Source organism: Micromonospora sp. AKA38 (assembly GCF_027925725.1).
Taxonomy (GTDB): Bacteria; Actinomycetota; Actinomycetes; order Mycobacteriales; family Micromonosporaceae; genus Micromonospora.
In genome coordinates this window covers 2,053,424-2,077,380 of the sequence record NZ_BNEI01000005.1, presented here as the reverse complement: position 1 = coordinate 2,077,380, position 23,957 = coordinate 2,053,424, and the positions used below count along the sequence as shown (strand labels likewise).

Annotated in this window: 20 protein-coding genes; 7 read left to right on the top strand and 13 right to left on the bottom strand. The window is 71.9% G+C overall.

Features of this window, described 5'->3' with window-relative positions:
- Positions 1-117 precede the first annotated feature (117 nt).
- From TPA0908_RS26095 to katG, 3 genes are all read left to right on the top strand, one after another.
- Positions 118-1,116: a glycoside hydrolase family 11 protein gene (locus TPA0908_RS26095; RefSeq protein WP_281942231.1), complete on the top strand. Its 999-nt coding sequence runs from the start codon at positions 118-120 to the stop codon at positions 1,114-1,116.
- A 119-nt stretch (positions 1,117-1,235) separates the two neighbouring features.
- The gene (locus TPA0908_RS26090; RefSeq protein WP_281942228.1) at positions 1,236-1,664 is read left to right on the top strand and encodes a Fur family transcriptional regulator; all 429 of its coding nucleotides are present in this window, start codon (positions 1,236-1,238) and stop codon (positions 1,662-1,664) included.
- A 43-nt stretch (positions 1,665-1,707) separates the two neighbouring features.
- Positions 1,708-3,984, top strand: a complete 2,277-nt coding sequence (gene katG / locus TPA0908_RS26085; RefSeq protein WP_281942226.1) for a catalase/peroxidase HPI — start codon at positions 1,708-1,710, stop codon at positions 3,982-3,984.
- Between the two features lie 77 nt (positions 3,985-4,061).
- On the opposite strand, the gene TPA0908_RS26080 is transcribed toward katG, so the two are convergent.
- Both TPA0908_RS26080 and TPA0908_RS26075 read right to left on the bottom strand, forming a co-directional pair.
- Positions 4,062-4,625, bottom strand: coding sequence for a GNAT family N-acetyltransferase (locus TPA0908_RS26080; protein ID WP_281942224.1), 564 nt, complete (start codon positions 4,623-4,625; stop codon positions 4,062-4,064).
- A gap of 109 nt (positions 4,626-4,734) precedes the next feature.
- The gene (locus TPA0908_RS26075) at positions 4,735-5,559 is read right to left on the bottom strand and encodes a hypothetical protein (RefSeq protein ID WP_281942222.1); all 825 of its coding nucleotides are present in this window, start codon (positions 5,557-5,559) and stop codon (positions 4,735-4,737) included.
- Between the two features lie 297 nt (positions 5,560-5,856).
- Here TPA0908_RS26075 and TPA0908_RS26070 point away from each other — a divergent pair, with 297 nt between their 5' ends.
- On the top strand, positions 5,857-8,046 hold the full coding sequence (locus TPA0908_RS26070) for a carbohydrate-binding module family 20 domain-containing protein (protein ID WP_281942220.1): 2,190 nt from the start codon (positions 5,857-5,859) through the stop codon (positions 8,044-8,046).
- On the opposite strand, the gene TPA0908_RS26065 is transcribed toward TPA0908_RS26070, so the two are convergent.
- Together TPA0908_RS26065 and TPA0908_RS26060 are read right to left on the bottom strand one after the other, a co-directional pair.
- A complete protein-coding gene (locus tag TPA0908_RS26065; protein ID WP_281942218.1) occupies positions 7,997-9,313 on the bottom strand; it encodes an MFS transporter in 1,317 nt (438 codons plus the stop codon). The two genes, TPA0908_RS26070 and TPA0908_RS26065, sit on opposite strands and share 50 nt — an antisense overlap.
- A gap of 77 nt (positions 9,314-9,390) precedes the next feature.
- Complete coding sequence (locus TPA0908_RS26060) at positions 9,391-9,870, bottom strand: hypothetical protein (protein ID WP_281942215.1); 480 nt, start codon at positions 9,868-9,870, stop codon at positions 9,391-9,393.
- A gap of 310 nt (positions 9,871-10,180) precedes the next feature.
- Here TPA0908_RS26060 and TPA0908_RS26055 point away from each other — a divergent pair, with 310 nt between their 5' ends.
- Together TPA0908_RS26055 and TPA0908_RS26050 are read left to right on the top strand one after the other, a co-directional pair.
- Positions 10,181-12,256, top strand: a complete 2,076-nt coding sequence (locus TPA0908_RS26055; protein WP_281942213.1) for a family 43 glycosylhydrolase — start codon at positions 10,181-10,183, stop codon at positions 12,254-12,256.
- A gap of 104 nt (positions 12,257-12,360) precedes the next feature.
- Positions 12,361-14,010 (top strand): glycoside hydrolase family 27 protein, encoded by a 1,650-nt coding sequence (locus tag TPA0908_RS26050; RefSeq protein ID WP_281942211.1) that lies wholly within the window; start codon positions 12,361-12,363, stop codon positions 14,008-14,010.
- A gap of 83 nt (positions 14,011-14,093) precedes the next feature.
- Here TPA0908_RS26050 and TPA0908_RS26045 read toward each other — a convergent pair whose 3' ends face one another.
- From TPA0908_RS26045 to TPA0908_RS26030, 4 genes are read right to left on the bottom strand one after another with little or no spacing between them, the layout of a single operon-like run.
- Positions 14,094-14,855 (bottom strand): SDR family oxidoreductase, encoded by a 762-nt coding sequence (locus TPA0908_RS26045; protein ID WP_281942209.1) that lies wholly within the window; start codon positions 14,853-14,855, stop codon positions 14,094-14,096.
- Positions 14,852-15,877, bottom strand: a complete 1,026-nt coding sequence (locus TPA0908_RS26040) for a zinc-dependent alcohol dehydrogenase (RefSeq protein WP_281942206.1) — start codon at positions 15,875-15,877, stop codon at positions 14,852-14,854. Before TPA0908_RS26040 ends, TPA0908_RS26045 begins: the two co-directional genes overlap by 4 nt.
- Positions 15,874-16,191, bottom strand: coding sequence for an L-rhamnose mutarotase (locus tag TPA0908_RS26035; protein WP_281942203.1), 318 nt, complete (start codon positions 16,189-16,191; stop codon positions 15,874-15,876). The genes TPA0908_RS26040 and TPA0908_RS26035 overlap by 4 nt, the downstream gene beginning before the upstream one ends.
- A gap of 19 nt (positions 16,192-16,210) precedes the next feature.
- Positions 16,211-17,155, bottom strand: coding sequence for an aldo/keto reductase (locus TPA0908_RS26030; protein WP_281942202.1), 945 nt, complete (start codon positions 17,153-17,155; stop codon positions 16,211-16,213).
- 157 nt (positions 17,156-17,312) lie between these two features.
- On the opposite strand from TPA0908_RS26030, the gene TPA0908_RS26025 reads away from it, so the two are divergent.
- Positions 17,313-18,008, top strand: a complete 696-nt coding sequence (locus tag TPA0908_RS26025) for a FadR/GntR family transcriptional regulator (protein WP_281942200.1) — start codon at positions 17,313-17,315, stop codon at positions 18,006-18,008.
- A 9-nt stretch (positions 18,009-18,017) separates the two neighbouring features.
- Here the strand turns inward: TPA0908_RS26025 and TPA0908_RS26020 are convergent, their stop codons facing one another.
- The 5 genes from TPA0908_RS26020 to TPA0908_RS26000 all read right to left on the bottom strand — a co-directional run bounded on the left by TPA0908_RS26020 (position 18,018) and on the right by TPA0908_RS26000 (position 23,924).
- The gene (locus tag TPA0908_RS26020) at positions 18,018-18,899 is read right to left on the bottom strand and encodes an amidohydrolase family protein (RefSeq protein WP_281942197.1); all 882 of its coding nucleotides are present in this window, start codon (positions 18,897-18,899) and stop codon (positions 18,018-18,020) included.
- Complete coding sequence (locus TPA0908_RS26015; protein ID WP_281942195.1) at positions 18,896-20,137, bottom strand: enolase C-terminal domain-like protein; 1,242 nt, start codon at positions 20,135-20,137, stop codon at positions 18,896-18,898. Before TPA0908_RS26015 ends, TPA0908_RS26020 begins: the two co-directional genes overlap by 4 nt.
- A gap of 139 nt (positions 20,138-20,276) precedes the next feature.
- Positions 20,277-21,323 (bottom strand): ABC transporter permease, encoded by a 1,047-nt coding sequence (locus tag TPA0908_RS26010; RefSeq protein ID WP_281942193.1) that lies wholly within the window; start codon positions 21,321-21,323, stop codon positions 20,277-20,279.
- Positions 21,316-22,857 carry a sugar ABC transporter ATP-binding protein gene (locus TPA0908_RS26005; protein WP_281942191.1) on the bottom strand — a complete coding sequence of 514 codons (1,542 nt, stop codon included), beginning with the start codon at positions 22,855-22,857 and terminating at the stop codon, positions 21,316-21,318. The genes TPA0908_RS26010 and TPA0908_RS26005 overlap by 8 nt, the downstream gene beginning before the upstream one ends.
- Positions 22,854-23,924 carry a sugar ABC transporter substrate-binding protein gene (locus TPA0908_RS26000; RefSeq protein ID WP_281942189.1) on the bottom strand — a complete coding sequence of 357 codons (1,071 nt, stop codon included), beginning with the start codon at positions 23,922-23,924 and terminating at the stop codon, positions 22,854-22,856. The genes TPA0908_RS26005 and TPA0908_RS26000 overlap by 4 nt, the downstream gene beginning before the upstream one ends.
- Positions 23,925-23,957 lie beyond the last annotated feature (33 nt).

Below are 23,957 nucleotides of genomic sequence, written 5' to 3'. Positions count from 1 at the left end.
GGTGGCTCCAATACTGTGGCCATCGACTCGCCTCGATGGCGGTCGATGTCCGTCGGTCGGCGGTGGTGCTGCCACCCGCCGGCCGCGTGCCCGCCACCACAGGGAGGGAACACGCCCATGAACGAAGCCCCCGTCCGCTCGGGCAGCCGCAGGCGCGGACGCCTCAGGATGCTCCTCGGTGGCGCCTGCGCCGTGGCGCTCGCCACCGCCGGGGCCACCGCGGTCCTGTCCGGCCCCGCCTACGCCGACCAGACCGTCACGTCGAACTCCACCGGCACGAACAACGGCTACTTCTACTCGTTCTGGAAGGACAGCGGCAACGTCTCCATGACCATGGGGAACGGTGGCCAGTACAGCACCCAGTGGAGCGGCATCAACAACTTCGTCGCCGGGAAGGGCTGGAACCCCGGCGGGCGCCGGACGGTCAGCTACTCCGGCAGCTTCAACCCGTCCGGCAACGCGTACCTCACCCTCTACGGGTGGACCCGCAACCCGCTCGTCGAGTACTACATCGTCGACAGTTGGGGCAGTTGGCGCCCGCCGGGCAGCGGCTTCATGGGCACGGTGACCTCGGACGGCGGCACGTACGACATCTACCGGACCCAGCGCGTCAACGCGCCCTCGATCGAGGGCACCCGGACGTTCTACCAGTACTGGAGCGTGCGGCAGTCGAAGCGGGTCGGTGGCACGATCACCGCCGGCAACCACTTCGACGCCTGGGCCCGCTCCGGCATGAACCTGGGCAGCCACGACTACCAGATCCTGGCCACCGAGGGCTACCAGAGCAGCGGCAACTCCAACATCACGATCGGTGGCACCAGCACCAACCCGACCACCCCGCCGCCGAACAACGGCGGTTGCACGGTCAGCGTCAGCCGGGCCGAGGATTGGAGCGACCGGTTCAATGTGACGTTCTCGGTCAGCGGTAGCAGCAACTGGACGGTCAACATCCAGACCCAGGGTGGTCAGACGCTCCAGAACAGCTGGAACGCGTCGGTGAGCGGCACCAGCGGTACGCTCACCGCGCGCCCGAACGGCAACGGCAACAACTTCGGCATCACGCTCTACAAGAACGGCAACAGCAACACGCCGACGGCGAGTTGCTCGGCCGCCTGAGCCGATCTCCCGCCCGACGGGGGCGCCGCGAACGCGGCGCCCCCGTCGTCGCGTGTGCCGGCCGACACACCGGGGCGGAAACTTGATTCATTCCAGAAGACTGGACTAGGGTTGCGGGCATGACGTCCGACTTCGAGACCCAGTTGCGGGCGGTCTCGTTGCGCGTGACCCGGCCCCGCCTGGCGGTGCTCGCCGCGCTGTGGGACCATCCGCACGTCGACACCGACACCGTGATCGCGCTGGTCCGGGCGGACCAGCCGACCGTCTCCCACCAGGCCGTCTACGACGTGCTCCGCGCGCTCACCGACGCCGGTCTGGTGCGGCGCATCCAGCCGGCCGGCGCCGTCGCCCGCTACGAGTCGCGGGTGGGGGACAACCACCACCACGTCGTCTGCCGCTCGTGCGGCACGATCGCCGACGTGGAGTGCGCCGTCGGTCATGCCCCCTGCCTCACCGCCTCCGACGACCACGGCTTCGTGGTCGACGAGGCGGAGGTCGTCTACTGGGGCACCTGCCCCGGCTGCGCGACCGCCCGCACCGCCCAGTGATCCGCGAGTTCGGCCAGTGATCCGCCAGTTCGGAAGGAAACAGATGAGCGAGACCCAGGACAACGGGCCCGTCAGCGCCCAGGGCGTGGACGCCAAGGAGGCGGCCGGCTGCCCGGTCGCGCACGACTCCGTGACCGCGCACGGCAGCGAGAGCGAGAACCCGGCGATCGACTCGCCGACCCCGAAGACCGGCGGTCGCCCGCGCACCAACCGGGACTGGTGGCCCAACCAGCTCGACCTGTCGGTGCTGCACGCCCACTCGGAGAAGGGCAACCCGCTGGGGGCCGACTTCAGCTACGCCAAGGAGTTCGCCAAGCTCGACGTCGAGGCCCTCAAGCGGGACATCACCCAGGTGCTCACCACCTCGCAGGAGTGGTGGCCGGCCGACTTCGGCCACTACGGCGGCCTGATGATCCGGATGAGCTGGCACGCGGCGGGCACCTACCGTATCGAGGACGGCCGTGGTGGCGCCGGCGACGGCGGCCAGCGGTTCGCCCCGCTGAACAGCTGGCCGGACAACGCCAACCTGGACAAGGCCCGCCGGCTGCTCTGGCCGGTCAAGCAGAAGTACGGCCAGAAGATCTCCTGGGCCGACCTGCTGGTGCTGGCCGGCAACGTGGCCCTGGAGTCGATGGGCTTCAAGACGTTCGGCTTCGGCTTCGGCCGCGAGGACGTCTGGGAGCCCGAGGAGATCTTCTGGGGCCCGGAGGACACCTGGCTCGGTGACGAGCGCTACGCCTCCGAGAAGGAGATGGCGGCCGGCGTCGGCGCGACCGAGATGGGCCTCATCTACGTCAACCCGGAGGGTCCCCGCGGCAACGCGGACCCGGCCGCGGCGGCGCACTTCATCCGCGAGACGTTCCGCCGGATGGCGATGAACGACGAGGAGACCGTCGCGCTCATCGCCGGTGGCCACACGTTCGGCAAGACCCACGGCGCCGGCGTCGCCGACGACCACGTCGGTCCGGAGCCCGAGGGCGCCCCGCTGGAGAACCAGGGCCTGGGCTGGCTGAGCACGTACGGCAGCGGCAAGGGCGGGGACACCATCACCAGCGGCCTCGAGGTGACGTGGACCGACCGGCCGACCGAGTGGAGCAACCGCTTCTTCGAGATCCTGTTCGGCTACGAGTGGGAGCTCACCACCAGCCCGGGCGGGGCGAAGCAGTGGGTCGCCAAGGACGCCGAGGAGATCATCCCGGACGCCCACGACCCGGCCCGGAAGCACAAGCCGACGATGCTGACGACCGACCTGTCGCTGCGCGTCGACCCGGCGTACGAGAAGATCTCGCGCCGCTTCCTCGAGCACCCGGACGAGTTCGCGCTGGCGTTCGCCAAGGCCTGGTACAAGCTGCTGCACCGCGACATGGGCCCGGTCAGCCGCTTCCTCGGCCCGTGGGTGCCGGAGGCCCAGCTCTGGCAGGACCCGGTGCCGGCTGCCGAGCACGAACTGGTCGGTGACGCCGACGTCGCCGCGCTGAAGGCCAAGGTGCTCGACTCCGGCCTGACCACCGCGCAGCTCGTCTCCACCGCCTGGGCCTCGGCCGCGAGCTACCGCTCGACCGACAAGCGCGGTGGGGCCAACGGCGCGCGGATCCGGCTGGAGCCGCAGCGCAACTGGGAGGTCAACCAGCCCGAGCAGCTCGCGACCGTGCTGGCGACCCTGGAGGGCATCCAGCGGGAGTTCAACGCCGCCGGCGGCGCCCAGATCTCGCTCGCGGACCTGATCGTGCTGGCCGGCTCGGCCGCGGTCGAGAAGGCGGCGCGGGACGCCGGCGTCGAGGTGACGGTGCCGTTCCACCCGGGTCGCACCGACGCCACCCAGGAGCAGACCGACGTCGAGTCGTTCCGGGTGATGGAGCCGCGTGCCGACGGGTTCCGCAACTACCTGCGGCCGGGCGAGAAGACCGAGCCGGAGGTGCTGCTCGTCGACCGCGCGTACATGCTCAGCCTGAGCGCGCCGGAGATGACCGTCCTCGTCGGCGGCCTGCGCGCCCTCGGCAACAACGTGGGTGGCGCGGCGCACGGTGTGCTCACCGACCGGCCGGGTGTGCTCACCAACGACTTCTTCGCCAACCTGCTCTCCCCGGGCACCCGGTGGAAGGCGTCGGAGTCCGAGGAGCACGTGTACGAGATCCGGGACGTGGCGACCGACCAGGTGAAGTGGACCGCCACCGCGGTCGACCTCGTCTTCGGCTCGAACTCGCAGCTCCGGGCGCTGGCCGAGGTCTACGCCAGCGAGGACGCCCGCGAGAAGTTCGTGACCGACTTCGTCGCCGCCTGGACCAAGGTGATGGAGCTGGACCGGTTCGACCTGGCCTGATCCGCGCGCACCGGCGAGCCCCGGTCGATCCGTCACGGATCGGCCGGGGCTCGTCCGGTCTTCCGGCCGGCAGGCGGCTACTGCCGCTGCCACCGTTCCCTGGTGATCTCGTAGACCACGCCGCCGTGCTCGGCGCCCTCGATCACCCCGATGTCGGCGGGGGTGGGGAATCTCCGCACGAGTGTCATGCCGAGCTTCTCCATGATGCGGCGCGAACCCTGGTTGACCGCCATCGTGTCCGCCCAGACCCGGCGCACCCCGAGCTCCGTGAACGCCTTGCCCAGCAGCGCCCGTGAGCCCTCGGTGGCGTAGCCGTTGCCCCAGGCCGCCCGCCGCAGCCGGTAGCCGAGTTCCACGTCGTCGAGCGGGCCCTGGGGCGCCGGACGCAGGATGAACCAGCCGACGAACGCGCCGCCGTCCTTCTCGTGTGCGGCGAACACCCCGAGGTCGCCGTCCCACTTCTGGTAGCCGGCCAGGACGTTCGGCAGGTAGCGCTCGCGGATGGTCTCCGGCGGGGTCGGCCTGCCACCGGTCAGATGGCGCATCACCGCCGGGTCGCTGTCCAACTCGATCAGCAGGTCCGCGTCGTCGGCGGTGAACCGGCGCAGCAGCAGGCGTTCGGTCTCCAGGTAGGTTTCCACGAGCCGATCATGCGGGAAGCATGTCGGGCTGCCCAGAGCTTTTCCCGGCGACCGCGGCGCTGCTGTGGGGCGTGGCGCTCAACGTGGTCGGCGCCCGGAGGATCCGGGGCTACCGGTGGTGCACGGTGGTGACGGTGATTAGGTCGTCGGTCGCCTCGATGGTGCCGGTCCACTCGCCGTCGTCCTTGTCGAACGTGATGGTGGTGGTCCCGTCGACGGTGCGGTCGCCGGTGACGTCGAAGAAGCCCCGGGGCAGGTGGTCGCGGTAGAACGCGAGCACCCGCTCCGGGGCGGGCTCGACCAGGGTGAGCCGCGCGCCGGCGGTGGTGTCGGAGAGGTCGCGCAGCCGGCTGCCCGGCGGGAAGCGGAAGTTGAACGGCAGGTTCGTCACGCCCAGGTCCCGGCCGGTCAGCGCGACCTCGGTGTCGTCCTGCGGCGGCGCGGTCGTCCCGGCCGGTTGCGCGCGGGCGAAGGTGACGGTGGTGTCCCGGGAGCTGGTGATGACCGCGACGGTCCAGCCGCGCCCGGCGAGGTGCAGCGTCCCGGCGGTGTCGGTGCCCACCGGGTACCCGGCCGCCGGACCGGCCTGACGGTAGTGGGTGAGCACCTGCTCCGGCGGGGGAGCGGTCAGGATCACCGTCGCCGAGGACGGGTCGCCGAACACGGTGTCGACCTTGCTGCCGTCGGGAAAGCCGAGTCCGGGCGCCACTGCGGGGACGGTGCGTCCGTCCACTGTCGTGCCGCCGTCCCGGCTCGGGTCGGTCGACGGGCTCGTCGGAGCGGAGGTGCCGGCCGGGCCGGTGCTCGTCGGTCCGCTCACCGGCTCGGCCGCGCCGCCGCAGCCGGTGGCCGCGGCCAGTAGCGCGAGCCCCGCCAGCGCGGGCAGCAGCCGCCGGGCCGGTCCGCGGGTGGGCGTGGTCGGGGCGTGTGCCATGACGGGTCCCTTCGGGGTGCGGGAGGCGGTGCGGCTGCCCCGATCATGCCGGCCCCGGTCAACCGTCGTGCCGGCGGTCCCACAGCGTTGGAATTCTTGCCATCCGCCCGCGGGCGCGTCAGGGGCGCGTTTGGCCTGCTCATGGGCGTCTCAGGACGGTCGATGTTGCGGACCGGTTTCGAAAAGTTTGCCGCAAGCTATTGCAAAGACTTTCATGAATCCCGCATGGTGTTCGCTACCCGGATGGCCGTCCGCCCCCACGCACCCTTTCGAGCACCCGGAAGAGGTACCCCTGCCATGCAATCCCCCAGGCCACACCCGCGTGGTCGCGTCGCTCGCCTGCTGCTCGCCGCCGCGCTCGTCGCGACCGGCGGGACGGCGGTCGTCGCCGCTGCCACCACCGCCACCCCCGCCCGCGCCGCCACCGTCCTCAACGACAGTGAGGTGACCGCCAACCTCTGGGAGTGGAACTGGCCCTCGGTCGCCGCCGCCTGCACCGACCACCTCGGCCCCGCCGGCTACGGCGCGGTGCAGGTGGCTCCGCCGCAGGAGTCGGTCAGCCTGCCGAACAGCCCCGACGGCGTGCACCCCTGGTACGAGGTGTACCAGCCGGTGTCGTACAAGCTGGACAGCCGGTTCGGCAACCGGCAGCAGTTCGCCGCCATGGTCACCGCCTGCCACGCCGCCGGCGTCCGGGTCTACGTGGACGCGGTGGTCAACCACATGGCCGGGACCAACAACCCGGCCGGCACGCGCGGGTACGCCGGCACCGAGTTCAGCGGCTACAGCTATCCGGCGGTGCCCTACGGCAGCGGGGACTTCCACCGGCCGGGGGACAACTGCCCGACCTCCGGCGGCATCAGCGACTGGAACAACGAGTCCCAGGTGACGAGCTGTGAGCTGCTGTCCCTGTCGGACCTCTACACCGAGAAGGACGCGGTCCGCAGCAAGATCGCCGGCTACCTGAACGACCTGATCGGCCTCGGTGTCGACGGCTTCCGGGTGGACGCGGTCAAGCACGTCAGGAAGGACGACTTCGCCGCGATCCTCGGCAAGCTGAACAACACCGTGGCGGAGGGCCGCCGCCCGTACGTCGCGCAGGAGATCTTCGACGGCGCCAGCAACCCGGCGTTGCAGGCCCGGGCGTTCACCGGCAACGGCGACGTGCTCGACTTCGGGTACGCCAAGGGCATCCGCTCGGCGTTCCTGGGTTCCATCTCCTCGCTGGCCAACGTGCCGAGCTGGAACCTCGACGCGCCCAGCGCCAACGTCTTCGCCATGGTCACCAACCACGACCTGGAGCGCGACGGGGTGGTGCTGTCGTACCAGAACGGCAGCGACTACGTGCTCGCCAACTACTTCGCGCTGGCGTACCCGCACGGCAAGCCGTCGGTCTACGACAGCTTCACCTGGTCCAACCGGAACCAGTCGCCGCCCAGCGACGGCACCGGGCGTGTCACCGACACGGTCTGCGGCGCGGCCTGGAACTGTCTGACCCGCAGCGTCGGCATCAAGGGCATGGTCGGCTGGGCCAACGCGGCCCGCCCGGTGAAGACGGTCTCGGACTTCACCGCCGTGAACAGCAACGTGATCGGCTTCCACCGGGGCGACCGGGCGTGGATCGGCATCAACGACTCCGGCACCGCCACCACCGCCACGTTCACCACCGGCCTGGCCGACGGGCGGTACTGCGACGTCATCGCGGGCGGCGCCACCGCCGCCGGCTGCACCGGCGGCACGGTGACCGTCTCCGGCGGCCGGGCCACCGTGACCGTCCCGGCCAACGGCGCGGTCGCGGTCCACGTCGGCGCGCGGCCCGGCACGAGCCCGTCGCCGACCGCCTCCCCGACGGTGTCGCCGACGGCCAGCCCGACCACCAGCCCCACCGACCGGGTCGCCACCACGTTCACCGTGAGCGCGACCCCGAGCGCCGGCCAGGACGTGTACGTCGTCGGCAGCGTCCCCGAGCTGGGGTCGTGGGCGCCGGCCAACGGCGTCCGGCTCACCGCGCAGGGCGGCGGCACCTACCGTGCCACCGTCGACCTGCCCCGGTCGAGCACGGTGGAGTACAAGTTCGTCAAGGTGACCGCCGCCGGCGCGGTGACCTGGGAGACCGGCGCGAACCGGAGCTTCACCACGCCGGCCGCCGGCACGTACGCGGTGACCGAGACGTTCCGCGGCGACACCGTCTCGACAGCGGTGGCCACCTCGTTCGCGGTCACCGCGACCACGGCCTACGGCCAGAACGTGTTCGTGGTCGGCGACGTGGCGGCGCTGGGCGGGTGGAACCCGGCGAACGCGGTCGCGCTCTCCCCGGCCACCTACCCGGTCTGGCGGGCCACTGTCGACCTGCCGCCGAACACCGCGGTCGAGTACAAGTACGTCAAGAAGAACCCGGACGGCTCGGTGACCTGGGAGTCCGGTGCGAACCGGAGCTTCACGACGCCGGCCGGCGGCACCCGCACCGCCACCGACACCTGGCGCTGACCGTGCGCGGCCCGTCCCCGCAGTTCGGGGACGGGCCGCGTCCACCGCCCGGCCGGCGGGAACGGTCAGGCGCGTGGGGTCGCCGCCCGCGTCCGGCAACGACGAGCAGCGCCACGACCAGGCAGGTCACCGCGGCGGCGACGAGTGGCGGCCGGCCACCGAGGCGTACGGCCGCCGAGCCGAGCGGGATGGCCAGCGTGATCGGCCCGAACATCAGCGTGTTCGCGGTGCCGGAGATTCGGCCGAGCAGCGCCGGCGGCGTGTGCGTCTGGACCGCGGTGACGGCGGCGACGAGCGTCCACGGCAGACCGACGCCGATCACCGCCGAGGCGGCGACGGTCACCGGCGACCAGGGCAGGCACCGACCCAGGCAGCCGGCGGCGAACAGCGCGGTGCCGGCGACGCCGACCGCGACCGCGCCCCACCTGTCGACGAGTCGCCCCACGGCCAGGCCGGCGAGCACCGACCCGCCGCCCTGCGCGCTGGCCAGCACGCCGAGGAACGTCGACGGCAGGGCCAGATCCGTGGTCACCACGGTGTAGAGCGCGGCGGTGGTGAAGCCGGACATCGCGATCGACACGGCGGCGAGCGTCACCGGTACGCGCACCGCGCGCCGGCCGAGGAGGGCGGCGAGCCCGGCCCGCAGGCCGGGCGGGCGTCCCGCCGCCGGGTCGGGCGGCGACGTCGGCGAGTCGGCGGTGGCCGGGACGCCGCCGGTGGCGGGTAACCGCAACGCGGCGTAGAGGAGCGCGACGAGCACCGGCGCGGCGGCGCTGAGCACGGCCACCGGGTAGCCGCCCCGCCACGCGTAGAGTCCCGCGCCGGCCAGCGGCGCCACCAGCTTCATGCCCTCCTGGGCGCTGGACCGCCAGCCGTTGACGTCGGCGAGCTGCGCCGGGGACAGCGCCGCCGGCAGCAGCGCCGTCTCGCCGGCGTCGATCAGCACGTAGCTGACCCCGTAGGCGGCGGCGACCACGAAGATCAGCCAGGTCTGGTCCGGTCCGCGCACCGCGAGCAGGCAGAGCAGGGCCGCGGCCAGCGCCAGGTTGACGCCGATGACAAGCGGTCGCCGGGGCGCCCGGTCCAGCAGCCCGCCGAGCCACGGTCCGGCCAGCACCGGCACGTACACGCAGAGCCCGGCGAGCGCGGCCTGCCCGGTGGAGCCGGTGAGGTCCAGCACCCAGACGCCGGCGACCAGGGCCATGGCGCTGCCACCGAGCCCGGACAGCAGCGAGATGGCCACGAACAGTGCGGCGTTGCGGCGCATGAGCCCTCCAACGTTGAGCGGGGAGGACTCACATCCTGATTTCTTGAGTGGGATGGCGGCAATGCTGTCCGGCGACGTCAATTCTTCGTTGACAGTGCGGCGGTGATGCGGTCCGCCGCGCCGCGGGCCGGCGCGGGCAGTCGCGGTCCGACGCCGGCCAGGTCCGCCATGAGGTACGCGGCCAGCGCGTACAACGGCCCCGGCTCGGCGTCGAGGGCGGACGCGGTGGTGTCGCGCACCAGCGCGGCGCGGCGGAACCGGCTGTTCCACGCCCGGTCCGCCGCGATCCAGCGGTGCAGGTCGGAGACGGCGGCCCGCAGCGCCACCACCTCGGCCGACCAGGCCCGGTCGAGCCGTCCCAGTCGGGACCGGCGGGCCGCCACGAGCCGTTGCCGGCGTTGCTCGGCGGCCTGCCGGCTGCTCAACCCCAACGCGTCGGCGATCGCGGCCCAGGTCGCGCCGTCGTGCCGGGCCCGGTCGATCAGCTCCAGCTCCCGCTCGTCCAACCGGTCCCGGGCGGCACCGATCTCGGACAGGCGCGCCAGCTCCGGAGTCATCTGTCAACATTACATTGACACATCCCCGTCGACGAGCCGCCCCGGGACCGTGGGGTCCTGCCGGTCCGCGGCGACCGACCACCAACTCGCCCACCCGGCGGCATCGATGATTGTGACGACTTGACGTCCGCCGTGTTATCGCTCACAGTCGATGTGTGCATCTCCGGAATCGTGGCGCATCGTCGGCGGTCCGGAGTGCCCGCCCGGCCCGGGCGCGCACCCCTCTCACGTGGCAGCTCGCATGTTAGCGCTAACAGACTGAGCTGCCCGTCGTCCTCGCACCGCGCGCCGGCCCGAACGAAGGAGGAGCATGGTGCGAATCGATAGACTCGCGGCCCGGGTGGGACGTGGCGGCCGGTGGTCGCGCGTCGTGGCCGCGACGCTGGCGGTGCTGCTCGGCGCCGGCATCGTCGCGGTGACGCCGTCCGGCGCGTCGGCGGCGACCGTCGACACCAACGCGTGGTACGTGCTGGTCAACCGCAACAGCGGCAAGGCGCTCGACGTGTACAACCAGGCGACGAACGACGGGGCCCGGATCACCCAGTGGTCCCGCAACGACGGCGCCTGGCAGCAGTGGCAGTTCGTCGACTCCGGCGGCGGCTACTACCGGCTGCGCTCGCGTCACTCGGGCAAGGTGCTGGACGTCTCCGGCGTCTCGACCGCCGACGGCGCCGGCATCGTCCAGTGGTCGGACAACAACGCCACCAACCAGCAGTTCCGGCTCGCCGACTCCGCCGGCGGCTACGTGCGGCTGATCGCCCGGCACTCCAGCAAGGCGGTCGAGGTGCAGAACGCCTCGACCGCGGACGGCGCGAACGTGGTGCAGTACAGCGACTGGGGCGGCAACAACCAGCAGTGGCAGTTGGTCAAGCTCGGCGACAGCGGCACCCCGGGCGGGTCGACGTACACCAACCCGGTGGTCTGGCAGGACTTCGCCGACGTCGACATCATCCGCGTCGGCGACACCTACTACATGTCCTCGTCGACCATGCACTACTCGCCGGGCGCGCCGGTGCTGCGCTCCTACGACCTGGTCAACTGGGAGATCGCCGGGCACTCGGTGCCCCGGCTGGACTTCGGCACCAAGTACGACCTCAACGGCGCCCGCGCGTACGTCAACGGCATCTGGGCCTCGACGTTGAACTACCGCAGCAGCAACGGCACGTTCTACTGGATCGGGTGCATCGACTTCAACAAGTCGTACGTGTACACCTCGACCTCGGTCAGCGGCACCTGGCAGAAGCGCTCCGAGATCAACAACTGCTACTACGACGCGGGCCTGCTCATCGACGACAACGACACCATGTACGTCGCCTACGGCAACAGCACCCTGAGCGTCGCGCAACTGTCCGCGGACGGCCTGAGCCAGGTGCGCACACAGCAGGTCTACACCACGCCCTCGTCCATCGGCACGCTGGAGGGCTCCCGCTTCTACAAGCGCAACGGCTACTACTACATCTTCGTCACCCGGCCCGCCAACGGTCAGTACATCCTGCGCTCCACCAGCCCCTGGGGACCGTACGAGACGCGGCAGGTGCTGCTCAACATGCCCGGCCCGATCGCCGGCGGCGGCGTGCCGCACCAGGGCGGCCTGGTGCAGACGCAGAACGGCCAGTGGTACTACATGGCGTTCGTGGACGCGTACCCCGGTGGTCGCGTGCCCGCCCTCGCCCCGATCACCTGGACCAGCGACGGCTGGCCCCAGATCCAGACCGTCAACGGCGGTTGGGGCAGCTCCTACCCGTCGCCGCTGCCGACCCGCCCGGTGCAACCGATGACCGGCGCGGACACGTTCACCGGCACCACGCTGAGCCACCAGTGGGAGTGGAACCACAACCCGGACAACACCAGGTGGTCGGTCGGTGACGGGCTCCGGCTGCAGACGGCGACCGTCACCAACGACCTCTACAGCGCGCGCAACACGGTGACGCGGCGGATCCAGGGACCGACGTCGACGGCGACCGTCGAACTGGACTACTCGACGATGCGCGACGGCGACCGCACCGGGCTGGCCATGCTGCGGGACTCGTCGGCCTGGATCGGCGTACGCCGGGACAACGGCGCGACAAGGGTGGTGATGACCAACAACCTGACCATGGACAGCGGTTGGCGCACCACGAACACCGGCACCGAGATCGCCGGCGCGGCGGTCAGCGGTGGTCGGATCTGGCTGCGGGCCAAGGCCGACATCAGACCGGGCAGCGGGCGGCAGGCGACCTTCTCCTACAGCACCGACGGGACGAACTTCGTCCCGCTGGGCAACGCGCTGACGTTGAACAACGCCTGGCAGTTCTTCATGGGCTACCGCTTCGGAATCTTCAACTACGCGACCCAGGCGCTCGGCGGCGCGGCCACCGTCCGCCGGTTCGACCTGACCACCCCGTGACAGGCGCGGGCCGGGCGCGTATCGGCGCCCGGCCCGCGCGCTGCCCTGACCACCACCGGAAAACGCCTGCGGCGGGCGTACCACCGTCGCGGAGAGGATGACCGATGAGACACCTCAGCTCGGCCCGCCGCCGGGCCACCGCCGTCCTGGCGGCCGGACTGCTGCTGGCCGGCGCCCTGGTCGGCCTGCGCCCGTCCACGGCCTCGGCGCTGGAGAACGGCGCGGCGCGTACGCCGCCGATGGGTTGGAACAGCTGGAACACGTTCGGTTGCAACATCAACGAGACGTTGATCCGGCAGATGACCGACGCGATGGTCAGTTCCGGGATGCGGGACGCCGGCTACCAGTACGTCGTCGTCGACGACTGTTGGATGAACCAGAACCGGGACTCGGCGGGGAACCTCCAGGGTGACCCGAGTCGGTTCCCGTCGGGGATGAAGGCCCTCGGTGACTACATCCATGGCCGGGGGTTGAAGTTCGGCATCTACCAGGGGCCGCTGACCGAGACGTGCGCGCAGTACTTCAACAGTTATCCCGGCTCGACCGGGGCCCAGGGGCACGAGGCCCAGGACGCCCGTCAGTTCGCGGCCTGGGGGGTGGACTACCTCAAGTACGACTGGTGCTCGCCGAGCGGCACGATCGACGACCAGGTACGCGTGTTCAACATCATGCGCGACGCCCTCGCCGCCACCGGCCGGCCGATCGTCTACAGCATCAACTCGAACAGCATCCACTCCAAGACCGGTCCGCAGCGGGACTGGGGTGACGTGGCGAACATGTGGCGGACCACGGAGGACATCACCAACGCGTGGAACACCGGTCAGACCAACGGCTACCCGATGGGCATCCAGAACATCGTCGACGTGACGGTGCCGCTGGCGGGGCGGGCGAAGCCGGGTGCGTTCAACGACATGGACATGTTGGAGGTCGGTCGGGGTGGGATGACCGACACGGAGATGCGCAGTCACTTCGCGTTGTGGGCGGTGATGGCGTCGCCGTTGATCGCGGGCAACGACCTGCGCAACATGACCGCGGCCACGCAGACGATCCTGAAGAACGCGAACCTGATCGGGATCAGTCAGGACCCGCTGGCGTTGCAGGCGGGTCAGGTGTCGTTCGACGGGACCCGGCGGGTGCTGGCCAAGCGGTTGGCCAACGGTGACGTCGCGGTCGCCCTGTTCAACCAGGGCAGCGCCAGCACGACGATCTCCACGACCGCCGCCGCCATCGGCAAGACCGGCACGTCGTTCACCCTGCTGGACGCGTGGACCAACGCGACCAGCACCACCTCCGGCGCCATCTCGGCCACCGTTCCGGGGCACGGCACGGTCGTCTACCGGGTCAGCGGCGGCGGCACCGGCACCCCGCCCCCGACCACCGGCGGGGCGCTCGTCAGCGCCGCCTCCGGCCGCTGCCTGGACGTGCCGCAGAGCAACACCGCCAACGGCACCCAGCCGGTGATCTGGGACTGCAACGGCGCCGCCAACCAGCGGTGGACGTTCAGCGGGGACGCCATCCAGGCGCTGGGCAAGTGTCTGGATTCGCCGGCCAACGCCGGCGCGGGCACGAAGGCGCAGATCTGGGACTGCACCGGCGCCGCCAACCAGCGGTGGACCCGTAACAGCGACGGCACCATCCGCAACCAGCAGTCCGGCCTCTGCCTGGACGTCAACGGCGCCGCCACCGCCAACGGCACCACCGTGATCCAGTGGACCTGCACCGCCGCCGCCAACCAGCGATGGACGGTGCGCTAGTACGTCCACCCGACGTCGCCCCGGCCGGGTCCACCAGGTCCGGCCGGGGCGCGTCGTCGTGAGACGGCCGCGTGCCGGGGGAGTCAGCGGGCGAGCCAGCCCCCGTCGACCGCGAGCACCGTGCCGTGCACGTACGCGGCAGCCTCCGAGGCCAGGAACACGGTGGCCCCGGCGAGATCCTCGGGCCGGCCCCAGCGTCCGGCCGGGATACGCTCCACGATCGCCCGGTCGCGTTCCGGCTGGTCCCGCAACGCCTGGGTGTTGTCGGTGGCGATGTAGCCGGGCGCGATCGCGTTGACGTTGACGCCGTGGCGTGCCCACTCGTTGGCCAGCGCCCGGGTCAGCCCGGCGATCCCCGACTTCGCCGCCGCGTAGGACGGCACGGTCACGCCGCCCTGGAAACTCAGCATCGAGGCGGTAAATATGATCTTGCCGGAGCCGCGCCGGACCATGTCCCGACCGACCTCGCGGGCGAGGACGAACGGGGCGGTGAGATCGACCTCCAGCACCTGGTCCCAGTCCTCGTCCGGGTGCGCGACGGCCGGGGCGCGGCGGATCGTGCCGGCGTTGTTGACCAGGATGTCCACCGGCCGTTCCCGCCGGCCCAGCCACCCGGCGAGCGCGTGCACGGCGGCCCGGTCGGCCAGGTCGCACCGGTGTGGCACGAACGAGCGGCCGTGCGCGGTCACCCGCGCCTCGACCTCGCTGCCGGTCTCCTCCAGGGCGGCGCTGACGCCGATCACGTCCGCGCCCGCCGCCGCCAGCGCCTCCGCCATCGCCAGGCCGATCCCGCGCCGGCAGCCGGTGACCACGGCGAGCCGGCCGTTCAGGTCGAACGGGTTCACACCCCACCTCCACAGTCGACCAGCACCTTCACGTCGCCGCCGGCGGCGAGCGCCCGGAACGCCTCGGTCACGTCGTCAAGCGGCACGATCCGGGAGATGAGCCGCGCCGCGGGCACCTCCCGGCGGTGCACCAGGCGCACCGCCTCGGCGTAGTCCTCCCGCTGGTAGACCCGTACCCCGATCACCTCCAGCTCGCGCCAGAAGATCCGGTGCAGGTCCACCTCCCGCGGCGTGGGATGGATCGCCACCACCACCAGCCGCCCGCGCACGGCGAGCAGGTCGGTCGCGAGGCGTACCCCGGTTGCCGACCCGGACGCCTCGAAGACCACGTCGGCGCCGGCGCCCTCGGTCGCCTCCTGGACGAGTCCCACCGGGTCCGCCGCCACCGGGTCCACGGCGGACAGGCCGAGGTCGACAGCGAGCGCGCGGCGTCGCGGATCGATCTCCAGCACGGTCACCGTGGCGCCGGCCGCCCGGGCGACCGCGCCGATGAGCAGACCGACCGGACCCGCGCCGATGACCACCGCGTGTTCGCCCGCCGTCAGGCGGGAACGCCGCACGTCGTGCACGGCCACCGCGGTGGGCTCGACCAGGGCAGCCTCGGCCAGTGGCAGGTCGTCCGGCAGCGGCACCACGATCCGGGCCGGCACCGTCCAGGAGCGCTGCATCGCGCCGGGGGAGTCGATGCCGACGAAGTTCAGCCGGTGACAGATGTGCTGGTGGCCGGCCCGGCAGGCGGGGCACCGACCGCACCAGTCCAGCGGCATCACCGTCACCGGCTCGCCCACCCGCCGGTCGGTGACGCCCGGGCCGATCTCCGCGACGCGACCGGACATCTCGTGCCCGATCACCGCCGGCACGTGGACCCGGTGATCCATCGCGCCGTGCGCGACGTGCAGGTCCGTGCCGCAGATGCCGGTGTACGTCACCGCGATGCGTACCTCGCCGGGGCCGGGTGGCACCTCCCGGGTGTCCTCGACGACGAACCTCCGGTCGCCGACGTAGTGCGCGCTGCGGTTCACCAAGCCTCCTCGGTCAGGTGCCAAACCTCGTGCATCGGTGCCCACCAGTGGCCGGAGCCGGGCTCGGCGAGCGATTCCTGGCAGGGGTCGGTCAGCCGCCACCACGCCTGGGTCTGCGGATCGGCGGCGATCCGACGCTGGTCCGCGTCGTGGTCGTCGCCGACGTACTCGTAGTAGCCGAACAGCAGGTCCCCGTGCAGGAAGATGCTGTAGTTGCGGATGCGCGCCGCCCGCAGCGTCCGCTCGACGCCGGGCCAGACGGCGGCGTGCAGCCGCAGGTAGGTTTCCCGGTGGTCCGGCCGCAGCCGGATCACACAGCCGTAACGTCGCACCTCATGCCTCTCCGATAGGGGTGTTCTCCGGTCGGCCGCTGGGCCAGGCGAGGTCACGTACCGGCGTCAGCAGCTTCTCGATGTCGTCGAGCAGGTCGGGATCGGGCTCGGACAGGGCCCAGCGCACGTTGCGGGCCATGTCCGCGGCGTCGGCGGAACCGACGAACGTGGTGGCGAACCGCGTCGGCGCGGCGGCGAAGCCGAGCGCGACCCGGGCGATGTCGACGCCACGTCGCGCGCACAGGTCGGCCACGGCGGTCGCGGCCCGGCGGAGATCCGGCGGGGCCGGATGCCAGTCGGGTGCGCCGCGCCGGGAGAGCAGCCCCATGGCCAGCGGGGAGGCGTTCAGCACCGCGGTGCCCCGGGCGGTGAACTCCGGCTCGGCCGTGGCCAGCGCGCGGTCCAGCAGGGTGTAGCGGCAGTACGACAGCACGGTGTCCAGCGGGACCGCCGCCGCGACCCGGCGCAACGCGGCCAGGGGATAGCCGGTCACGCCGATGAAGCGGATCTTCCCCGCCTCGCGCAGGCGGGCCAGCGCGGGCAACGTCTCGCCGATGATCTGGTCGAGGTCGCCGAACTCGATGTCGTGACACTGGACCAGGTCCAGGTGGTCGGTGCCGAGGCGGGCCAGGCTCTCCTCGACGCTGCGGACCGTGCGGGCCGCGGAGAAGTCGAACGCCGCCTCGCCGTACCGGCCGACCTTGGTGGCCAGGACGTAGCTGGCCCGGTCGACGCCACGCAGGGCGCGTCCGAGCACCGTCTCCGCGGTGGTGGCGCCGTAGTAGGGCGAGACGTCGATGATGTTCACGCCGAGTTCCAGCGTGGCGCGCACGGCCTCGATGCCGGCCCGTTCGTCGATCCGGCCGAAGACGCCGCCGAGGGGGGAGGCGCCGTACCCGAGCATCGACACGGTCAGGCCGGTGCGGCCCAGCGGACGGTATCGCATGGCGTCAGGACCCTTTCCGCGGACGGCGGGGCTGGCGACGACGGCCGGAGTCGGGCAGACGTCGGATGAATCTATAGTGGTGGGAACGGCTGCTGCCCACCGCAGGCGACGGAGCCACTTCCAGGGCACCCGGTGGGCCGGCCCGAAGGGGGCGGCAATGGCACTGACCGACGACGCGATCGCGCGGATCCGCGGCATGATCTCCAGCGGTGAGCTGCCGCCGGGCGCGCGGCTGCCACCGGAGCCGCAGCTCGCCGCGCAGATGGGCCTGTCGCGCAGCGGGGTGCGGGAGGCGGTCAAGGTGCTCGAGTCGGCCCGGGTGCTCGACGTGCGTCGCGGTGACGGCACCTACGTGACCAGCCTCGCCCCGCGGCTGCTGCTGGAGGGTCTCGGCGTCGCGGTGGAGTTGCTGCGCGACGACACGCTGCTGGAGGTGATGGAGGTCCGCCGGATGCTGGAGCCGGTGGCCACCGGCCTCGCCGCCTTGCGGATGACCGACACCGAGCTGGCGGAACTCGACCGGATCCTGCAGGACATGCGGGCCGCCGCCGACGACGCCGAGAAGCTCATCCAGTTCGACACCGCCTTCCACCACACCGTGGTCGCGACCACCGGCAACGAGACGCTCACCTCGCTGCTCGACGGGCTCTCCGGCCGTACGCTGCGGGCCCGGGTCTGGCGCGGGCTGATCGAGGCCAACGCGGCACACAAGACGATCGACGAACACCAGGCGATCTACCTCGCCCTGCGGTCGCGCGACCAGTTGCTCGCCCAGGCCACCGCGCTGATGCATGTCAACACCTCCGAGGCGTGGTTGCGGACCGTGCTCGCCGCCCAGGCGGGGGACGCCTGACCGGCCGGCTCATCTCGCCGGCCCGGGCGCGGCCGGTTCGGCCGGTGGTGTCAGGCGGTAGGTGCGCACGGCGGTGCCGGCGAAGATCTCCCCCCGGTCCCCGGGCGACAGGGGCGGCAGCGCGGCCGTCAGGGCCCGCCGCACCCCCGGGTAGTCCGACCTGAGCAGGCACACCGGCCAGTCCGAGCCAAACATCAGACGGTCCGGGCCGAACTCGCCGACGGCGACCTCGACGAACGGGCTCAGGTCGGCCGGCGACCAGTCCGGTGCCGCCTCCGTGACCAGGCCCGACAGCTTGCCGGTGACGTTGGGACTGGCGGCCAGCGCGGCGAGCGGGTCGCGCCAGCCGGCCAGCCCGGCGGCGCCCCGGTCGATGCGCGGCTTGCCGAGGTGGTCGAGGACGAACGAGAGCTGCGGCACCGCCCGGGCCGCCCGCGCCGCGGCGGGCAGTTGGTCGGCACGGATCACCAGGTCGAACACCAGGCCGGCGTCGGCCACCTCGGCGAGCCCGCGCCGTACGTCGGGACGGTCGAGGTGGTCGGGGTCCGCCTCGCCCTGGACCTGCGACCGCACCCCGACCAGCAGCTCCCCGCCGGGCAGGTGCCGGTAGCGCCGGACGGTGGCGGAGACCTCGCCCCCGGCGATGTCGACCCAGGCCACCACGCCGAGGATCGCCGGCGTGTCCGCGGCGTGACCGAGGAACTCGGCGGCCTCGTCGGGGTGGCAACGGCCGCCCTCCACCAGCACGGTGCCGTCCACGCCGGCCGAGGCGAGTTCGGTGGTCAGGTCGGCGGGGGTGAAGGGGCGGCGGATCGCCGCCAGCGCCGGGTCGTCGAGCCAGTGGTACCCACGGTCGGGCTGCCAGAGGTGGTGATGCGCGTCAATGATCATGTGAGTGCGGCTCCGGTCGTCGCCACCGCCCACCGGGGTCCGTCGGGGAAGCGGTAGTCGGCCAGCGAGGGCGCGAGGATCTCCGCGCTCATGCCGGGGGAGCGGGGCGCGAGGTAACTGCCGTCGCGGATCCGGACCGGATCCGCGAAGTGCTCGTGCAGGTGGTCGACGTACTCGATGGCCCGGTCGGTGGTGCTGCCGGTGAGGGCGACGAAGTCGAACATGGCCAGGTGCTGCACCAGCTCGCACAGCCCCACCCCGCCGGCGTGCGGGCAGACCGGCACGCCGAACTTCGCCGCGAGCAGCAGGATGGCCAGGTTCTCGTTGACCCCGGCGACCCGGCAGGCGTCGATCTGGACCACGTCGACGGCGCCGGCCTGGAGCAGTTGCTTGAACATCACCGCGTTGTGCCCGTGCTCGCCGGTGGCCACCTTCGTCGGGGCGACGGCCGAGCGGACGGCGGCGTGCCCGAGGATGTCGTCGGGTGAGGTCGGCTCCTCGATCCAGTACGGGTCGAACGGGGCCAGTTCGCGCATCCAGCGGATCGCCTCGGGCACCCCCCACACCTGGTTCGCGTCGACCGCGATGCGCACGTCCGGCCCGACGGCCCGGCGGGCGATGCCCAGCCGGCGTACGTCGTCGGCGAGGTCCCCGCCCACCTTGAGCTTGATCAGCCGGAACCCGGCCGCGACCGCCTCCGTGCAGAGCCGGGCCAGCTTGTCGTCGTCGTAACCGAGCCAGCCCGGCGTCGTGGTGTACGCCGGGAAGCCCTCGGTCAGCAGGCGGCGCTCCCGGTCCGCCCGCCCGTCGACGGCGGCGCGCAACAGCGCCAGCGCCTCGTCCTCGGTGAGGGCGTCGCGCAGGTAGCGGAAGTCGACCTGCGCCACGAGTTGCTCCGGGGTGAGGTCGGCGAGCAGCTTCCACAACGGCTTGTCGGCCCGCCGGGCGGCGAGGTCCCAGACCGCGTTCACCAGGCCGCCGGCGGCCATGTGCACGACCCCCTTCTCCGGGCCCAGCCAGCGGATCTGGCTGTCGCCGACCAACCGGCGCGCGAGCGCCCCGGGGTCGGCGACCAGCGCGTCGACCGGCTGGCCCTCGATCATCGGGGCCAGCGACCGCAGGGCCCGGATCTGGATCTCGGTGCCCCGCCCCACGGTGAACACGAGGCCGTGTCCCTCGGCGCCGGCCGAGGTGCGCAGGATGACGTAGGCGGCGGAGTAGTCCGGGAACGGGTTCATCGCGTCCGAGCCGTCGCGGTGGCGCGACGTCGGGAACCGGACATCGATGGTCTCTACGGATGTGACGTGCTCGGACAACTGTTCTCCCGGTCGGTCGAGGTGGGCTGGCTCGTCGGCGGCGCCGGACGTGGCGCGGGCGTCATGTCTGCGCCTTGCCGCCGGTGATCCGGGAGACCGTGAGGGCGACCAGGATGACGGCGCCGTTGAGGAAGTTGGTCCACTGGGCGGGCACCCCGGCGAGCGTGAGCACATTGATGATCATGAAGAGGAGCAGGACGCCGGTGAAGGCGCCGAACACGCTGCCCTTGCCGCCGTTGAGACTGACCCCGCCGATGACCGCCGCCGCGAACACCTGGAAGATGGCGCCGTCGCCCTGCGCCGCCGGCACCGCGGCGAGCCGCCCGCTGATCAGCAACCCGGCGAGCGCGGCCAGCACGCTCGCCACCACGAGCGCGGCCCACAACACCCGGTCGGTGCGGATGCCGGCGGCGCGGGCGGCGTCGGCGTTGCCCCCGATGGCGTACAACGCCCGGCCGACACGGGTGTAGCCGAGCACCACGATCCCGACCGCGAACAACAGCAGCGACACCCAGATCGACGCCGGCGCGCCGAACCAGGTGGCCGAGCCGAGATAGGTCATCGACTCGGGCAGCGCGAAGAACGTCTGACCACCCGAGATCCCGGTGAGCAGTCCGCGCAGGACGATCAGCATGCCCAGCGTCACGATGAAGCCGTTGAGGCCGAAGCGGACGATCAGCAGCCCGTTGACGGCGCCGACCAGGGCGCCGACGAGCAGGACTACCGGCACCGCCAGGCCGTCGGGCAGCACGTCGAGCCCGAGACCGCGGGTGAGGGCCGGGTCGACGACCAGCCAGGCCGCGATGCCGGGAGCCAGGCCGAACGTGGACTCCAGCGACAGGTCCATCTTGCCGGTGATCAGCACGATGGTCTGCGCCAGCACCAGGATGGCGATCTCCGACATGCTCTGGAGCACGTTGAGGAGGTTGTCGGCGCTGAGGAAGACGGGGTTCACGAGCGAGCCGACGACGGCGACCGCGACGATCGCCGGCACCAGGGCCAGGTCCCGAAGGCGGGTGAGGACCAGGCTCCGCGCGGAGGGCGACGGCGGGGCCGGCGGGGACGCCCCGGCCGGCGGCGACGTCGTGGTGGACAGCGTCTCAGGCATGGTGGAGATCCACCCCTTCCATGGCGGCTACCAGCTCGTTGTCGGGCCAGCCGTGGGCCAGCTCGCGGATGACCCGCCCGGCGAACATGACCAGGACGCGGTCACAGATCCGCAGGTCGTCGAGTTCGTCGGAGACGATGAGTACGGCGGCGCCCCGGCGGCGTACCTGTTCCACCACACCAAGCAGGGTCTGCTTCGACCGCACGTCGACGCCGGCCGTCGGCGTGATGAGCACCAGCAGTTTCGGGTCGTTGGCCAACGCCCGGCCCATCACCACCTTCTGCTGGTTGCCCCCGGACAGGTCGGCGACGGGGACGTGCGGGCCGGCCGCCTTGACGGCCAGCTCGGTGATGGCGGTGCGGGCCACGGCGTCCCGGAGTCCCGGTGAGATGAGCCCACGCCGCGCGATGCGCTCCGGCACGGTCATCGTGACGTTCTCCGCGATGGACAGCAGTGGCACCATGCCCTCGCGGTGTCGGTCCTGCGGCACCAGGCCCACCCCGGCGTCGAGGGCGTCGGGCACGCTGCCCGGCCGCAGCACGCGCCCGTCGACGGCGACCGTCCCACCGGCGCGGCGGGTCAGGCCGACGATCGCCTCGGCCACCTCGACCTTGCCGCTGCCGCCGCCGCCCGCGATGCCCACCACCTCGCCGGCCCGGGTCTCCAGGGACAGTTCGGCGCCGGACGGGGTGACCAGGTCGCGGACGGACAGCAGCACGGGGGCGTCGGCCGGCAGCGGCGGGTGGTCGGCCTCCGGCAGTGTCACGTCCTCCCCGGTCATGGCCGCCACCAGGGCCGGACGGCTCAGCTCGGCCACCGGTGCGGTGAGGACGTGCCGGGCGTCGCGGAAGACCGTCACCTGGTCGCAGATCTCGTAGATCTCCTGGAGGTGGTGGCTGATGAACAGGAAGGTCACCCCGTGGGCACGCAGGTCACGGAGCCGGGTGAACAGCCGGTTGATGCCGGCGCCGTCGAGCTGCGCGGTCGGTTCGTCGAGGATGATGAACCGGGCGCCGAACGACAGCGCCCGGGCGATCTCCACGAACTGCCGCTGCTCGACCGACAGGGTCGAGGCGGGCTGCCGCACGTCCACGTCGACCGACCAGGTCGCCAGCAGGTCCTGCGCCGCGCGGCGCAGCCGCGACCAGCGGATCAGCCCGCCGCGACCGCGGTCGTGCCGGTTGAGGAACAGGTTCTCGGCCACCGTGAGCGTGGGGATGATCGTGGACTTCTGGTAGACGCAGGCCACCCGCCGCCGCCAGGCGGCCCGGTCACCGAGCGGCGGCGCGGGCCGGCCGTCGAAGGCCACCGCGCCCTCGTCCGGCGCCTGGAGGCCGGTGAGGATGCTGACCAGCGTCGACTTGCCGGCGCCGTTGCGGCCCACCAGGGCGTGCGTCTCGCCGGGCCGGACCACGATGCCGGCGTCGGAGAGGGCGGTCGTCGACCCGAAACGCTTGGTGATGTGGACGGCCTCCACGACGGGCCGGAGGTCGCCGGCCGGCCCGTCGGTCGAGGCGGGTGAGCGGACGCTCATGCGGTGTTGCCCCACAGGGACCTGTCGTCGAACTTCACTGTGGGCTCGCCCGCGACCGGCGCGCCGTCCTTCGTCACCAGCGGCGCCGGGAGCTGGTCCTCCAGCAGCCCTTCCCGCACCTGGATGATCGTGCTGTTGTGGTCGGTCGGGCCGGGCTGGAACGTCTTGCCGTCGATCGCCGCCTTCACGTACTCCAGGCCGTACCTGGCGTACAGGTCGGCGGGCTGGCTGACGGTGGCGTCGATCAGATCCCGGCCGATGTCGGCCAGCTCCTCCGGGATGCCGTCGTTGGAGACCACGAAGACGTGCTTCGGGTCGCTCGCCGGGACCTGGAGGCCGCGCTGCTTGAGGATCTGGAGCGTGCCGGAGAGCGCGAACGAGGACTGCATGTAGATGCCCTTGAGGTCCGGGTCCGACGCGAACCGGGTCTGGAGCTTGCTGGCCGCCACGTCGGCCTTCCAGTCGGTCGCCTCGCCGAACACCGTGATGCCCGGGTAGTCGGCGCGCATGCACTCGTGGAACGCCTCGGTCCGGTCCCGGCCGTTGATCGAGTCGAGGCCGCCCTGCAACATCACCACCTTGCCCTTGCCGCCGAGCTTGGTGCCGAGGAACTTGCACGCCTTGGTGCCGTAGGCGCGGTTGTCGGCGCGGATCACCATCGCCACCTCGCCGGAGTCCGGGCGGGTGTCGATGGTGACCACCGGGATCTTCTTGGCAGCCAGTTGCTGGAGCGTCGGCGCGATCGCGGCGGTGTCCTGCGGGGCCATCACCACGCCCTTGACCCCCTGGCTCATGAAGGTCTGGGCGTTCGAGATCAGGTTGGCGATGTCGTTCTGCGAGTTGGTGGTCTTCAGGGCGACGCCCAGCTCGTCGGCGAACGTCGGCACGTATTTGATGTACGAGTTCCAGAAGTCGGTGTCGGATCGGGGGTAGTCCACCCCGACGAGCGGGGCGGAGCCGCCCGAGTCGCTGTCCTTCCCCGCACCGTCGCCGCAGCCGGCGGCGAGCGTGGCCGAGGCGACGAGCGTCATCGTCAGGCCCAGCCCCAGCAGAGCTCTACGGGTCATCGTGGTCCTCCAGGTCGGAACGTCGTCCGACGC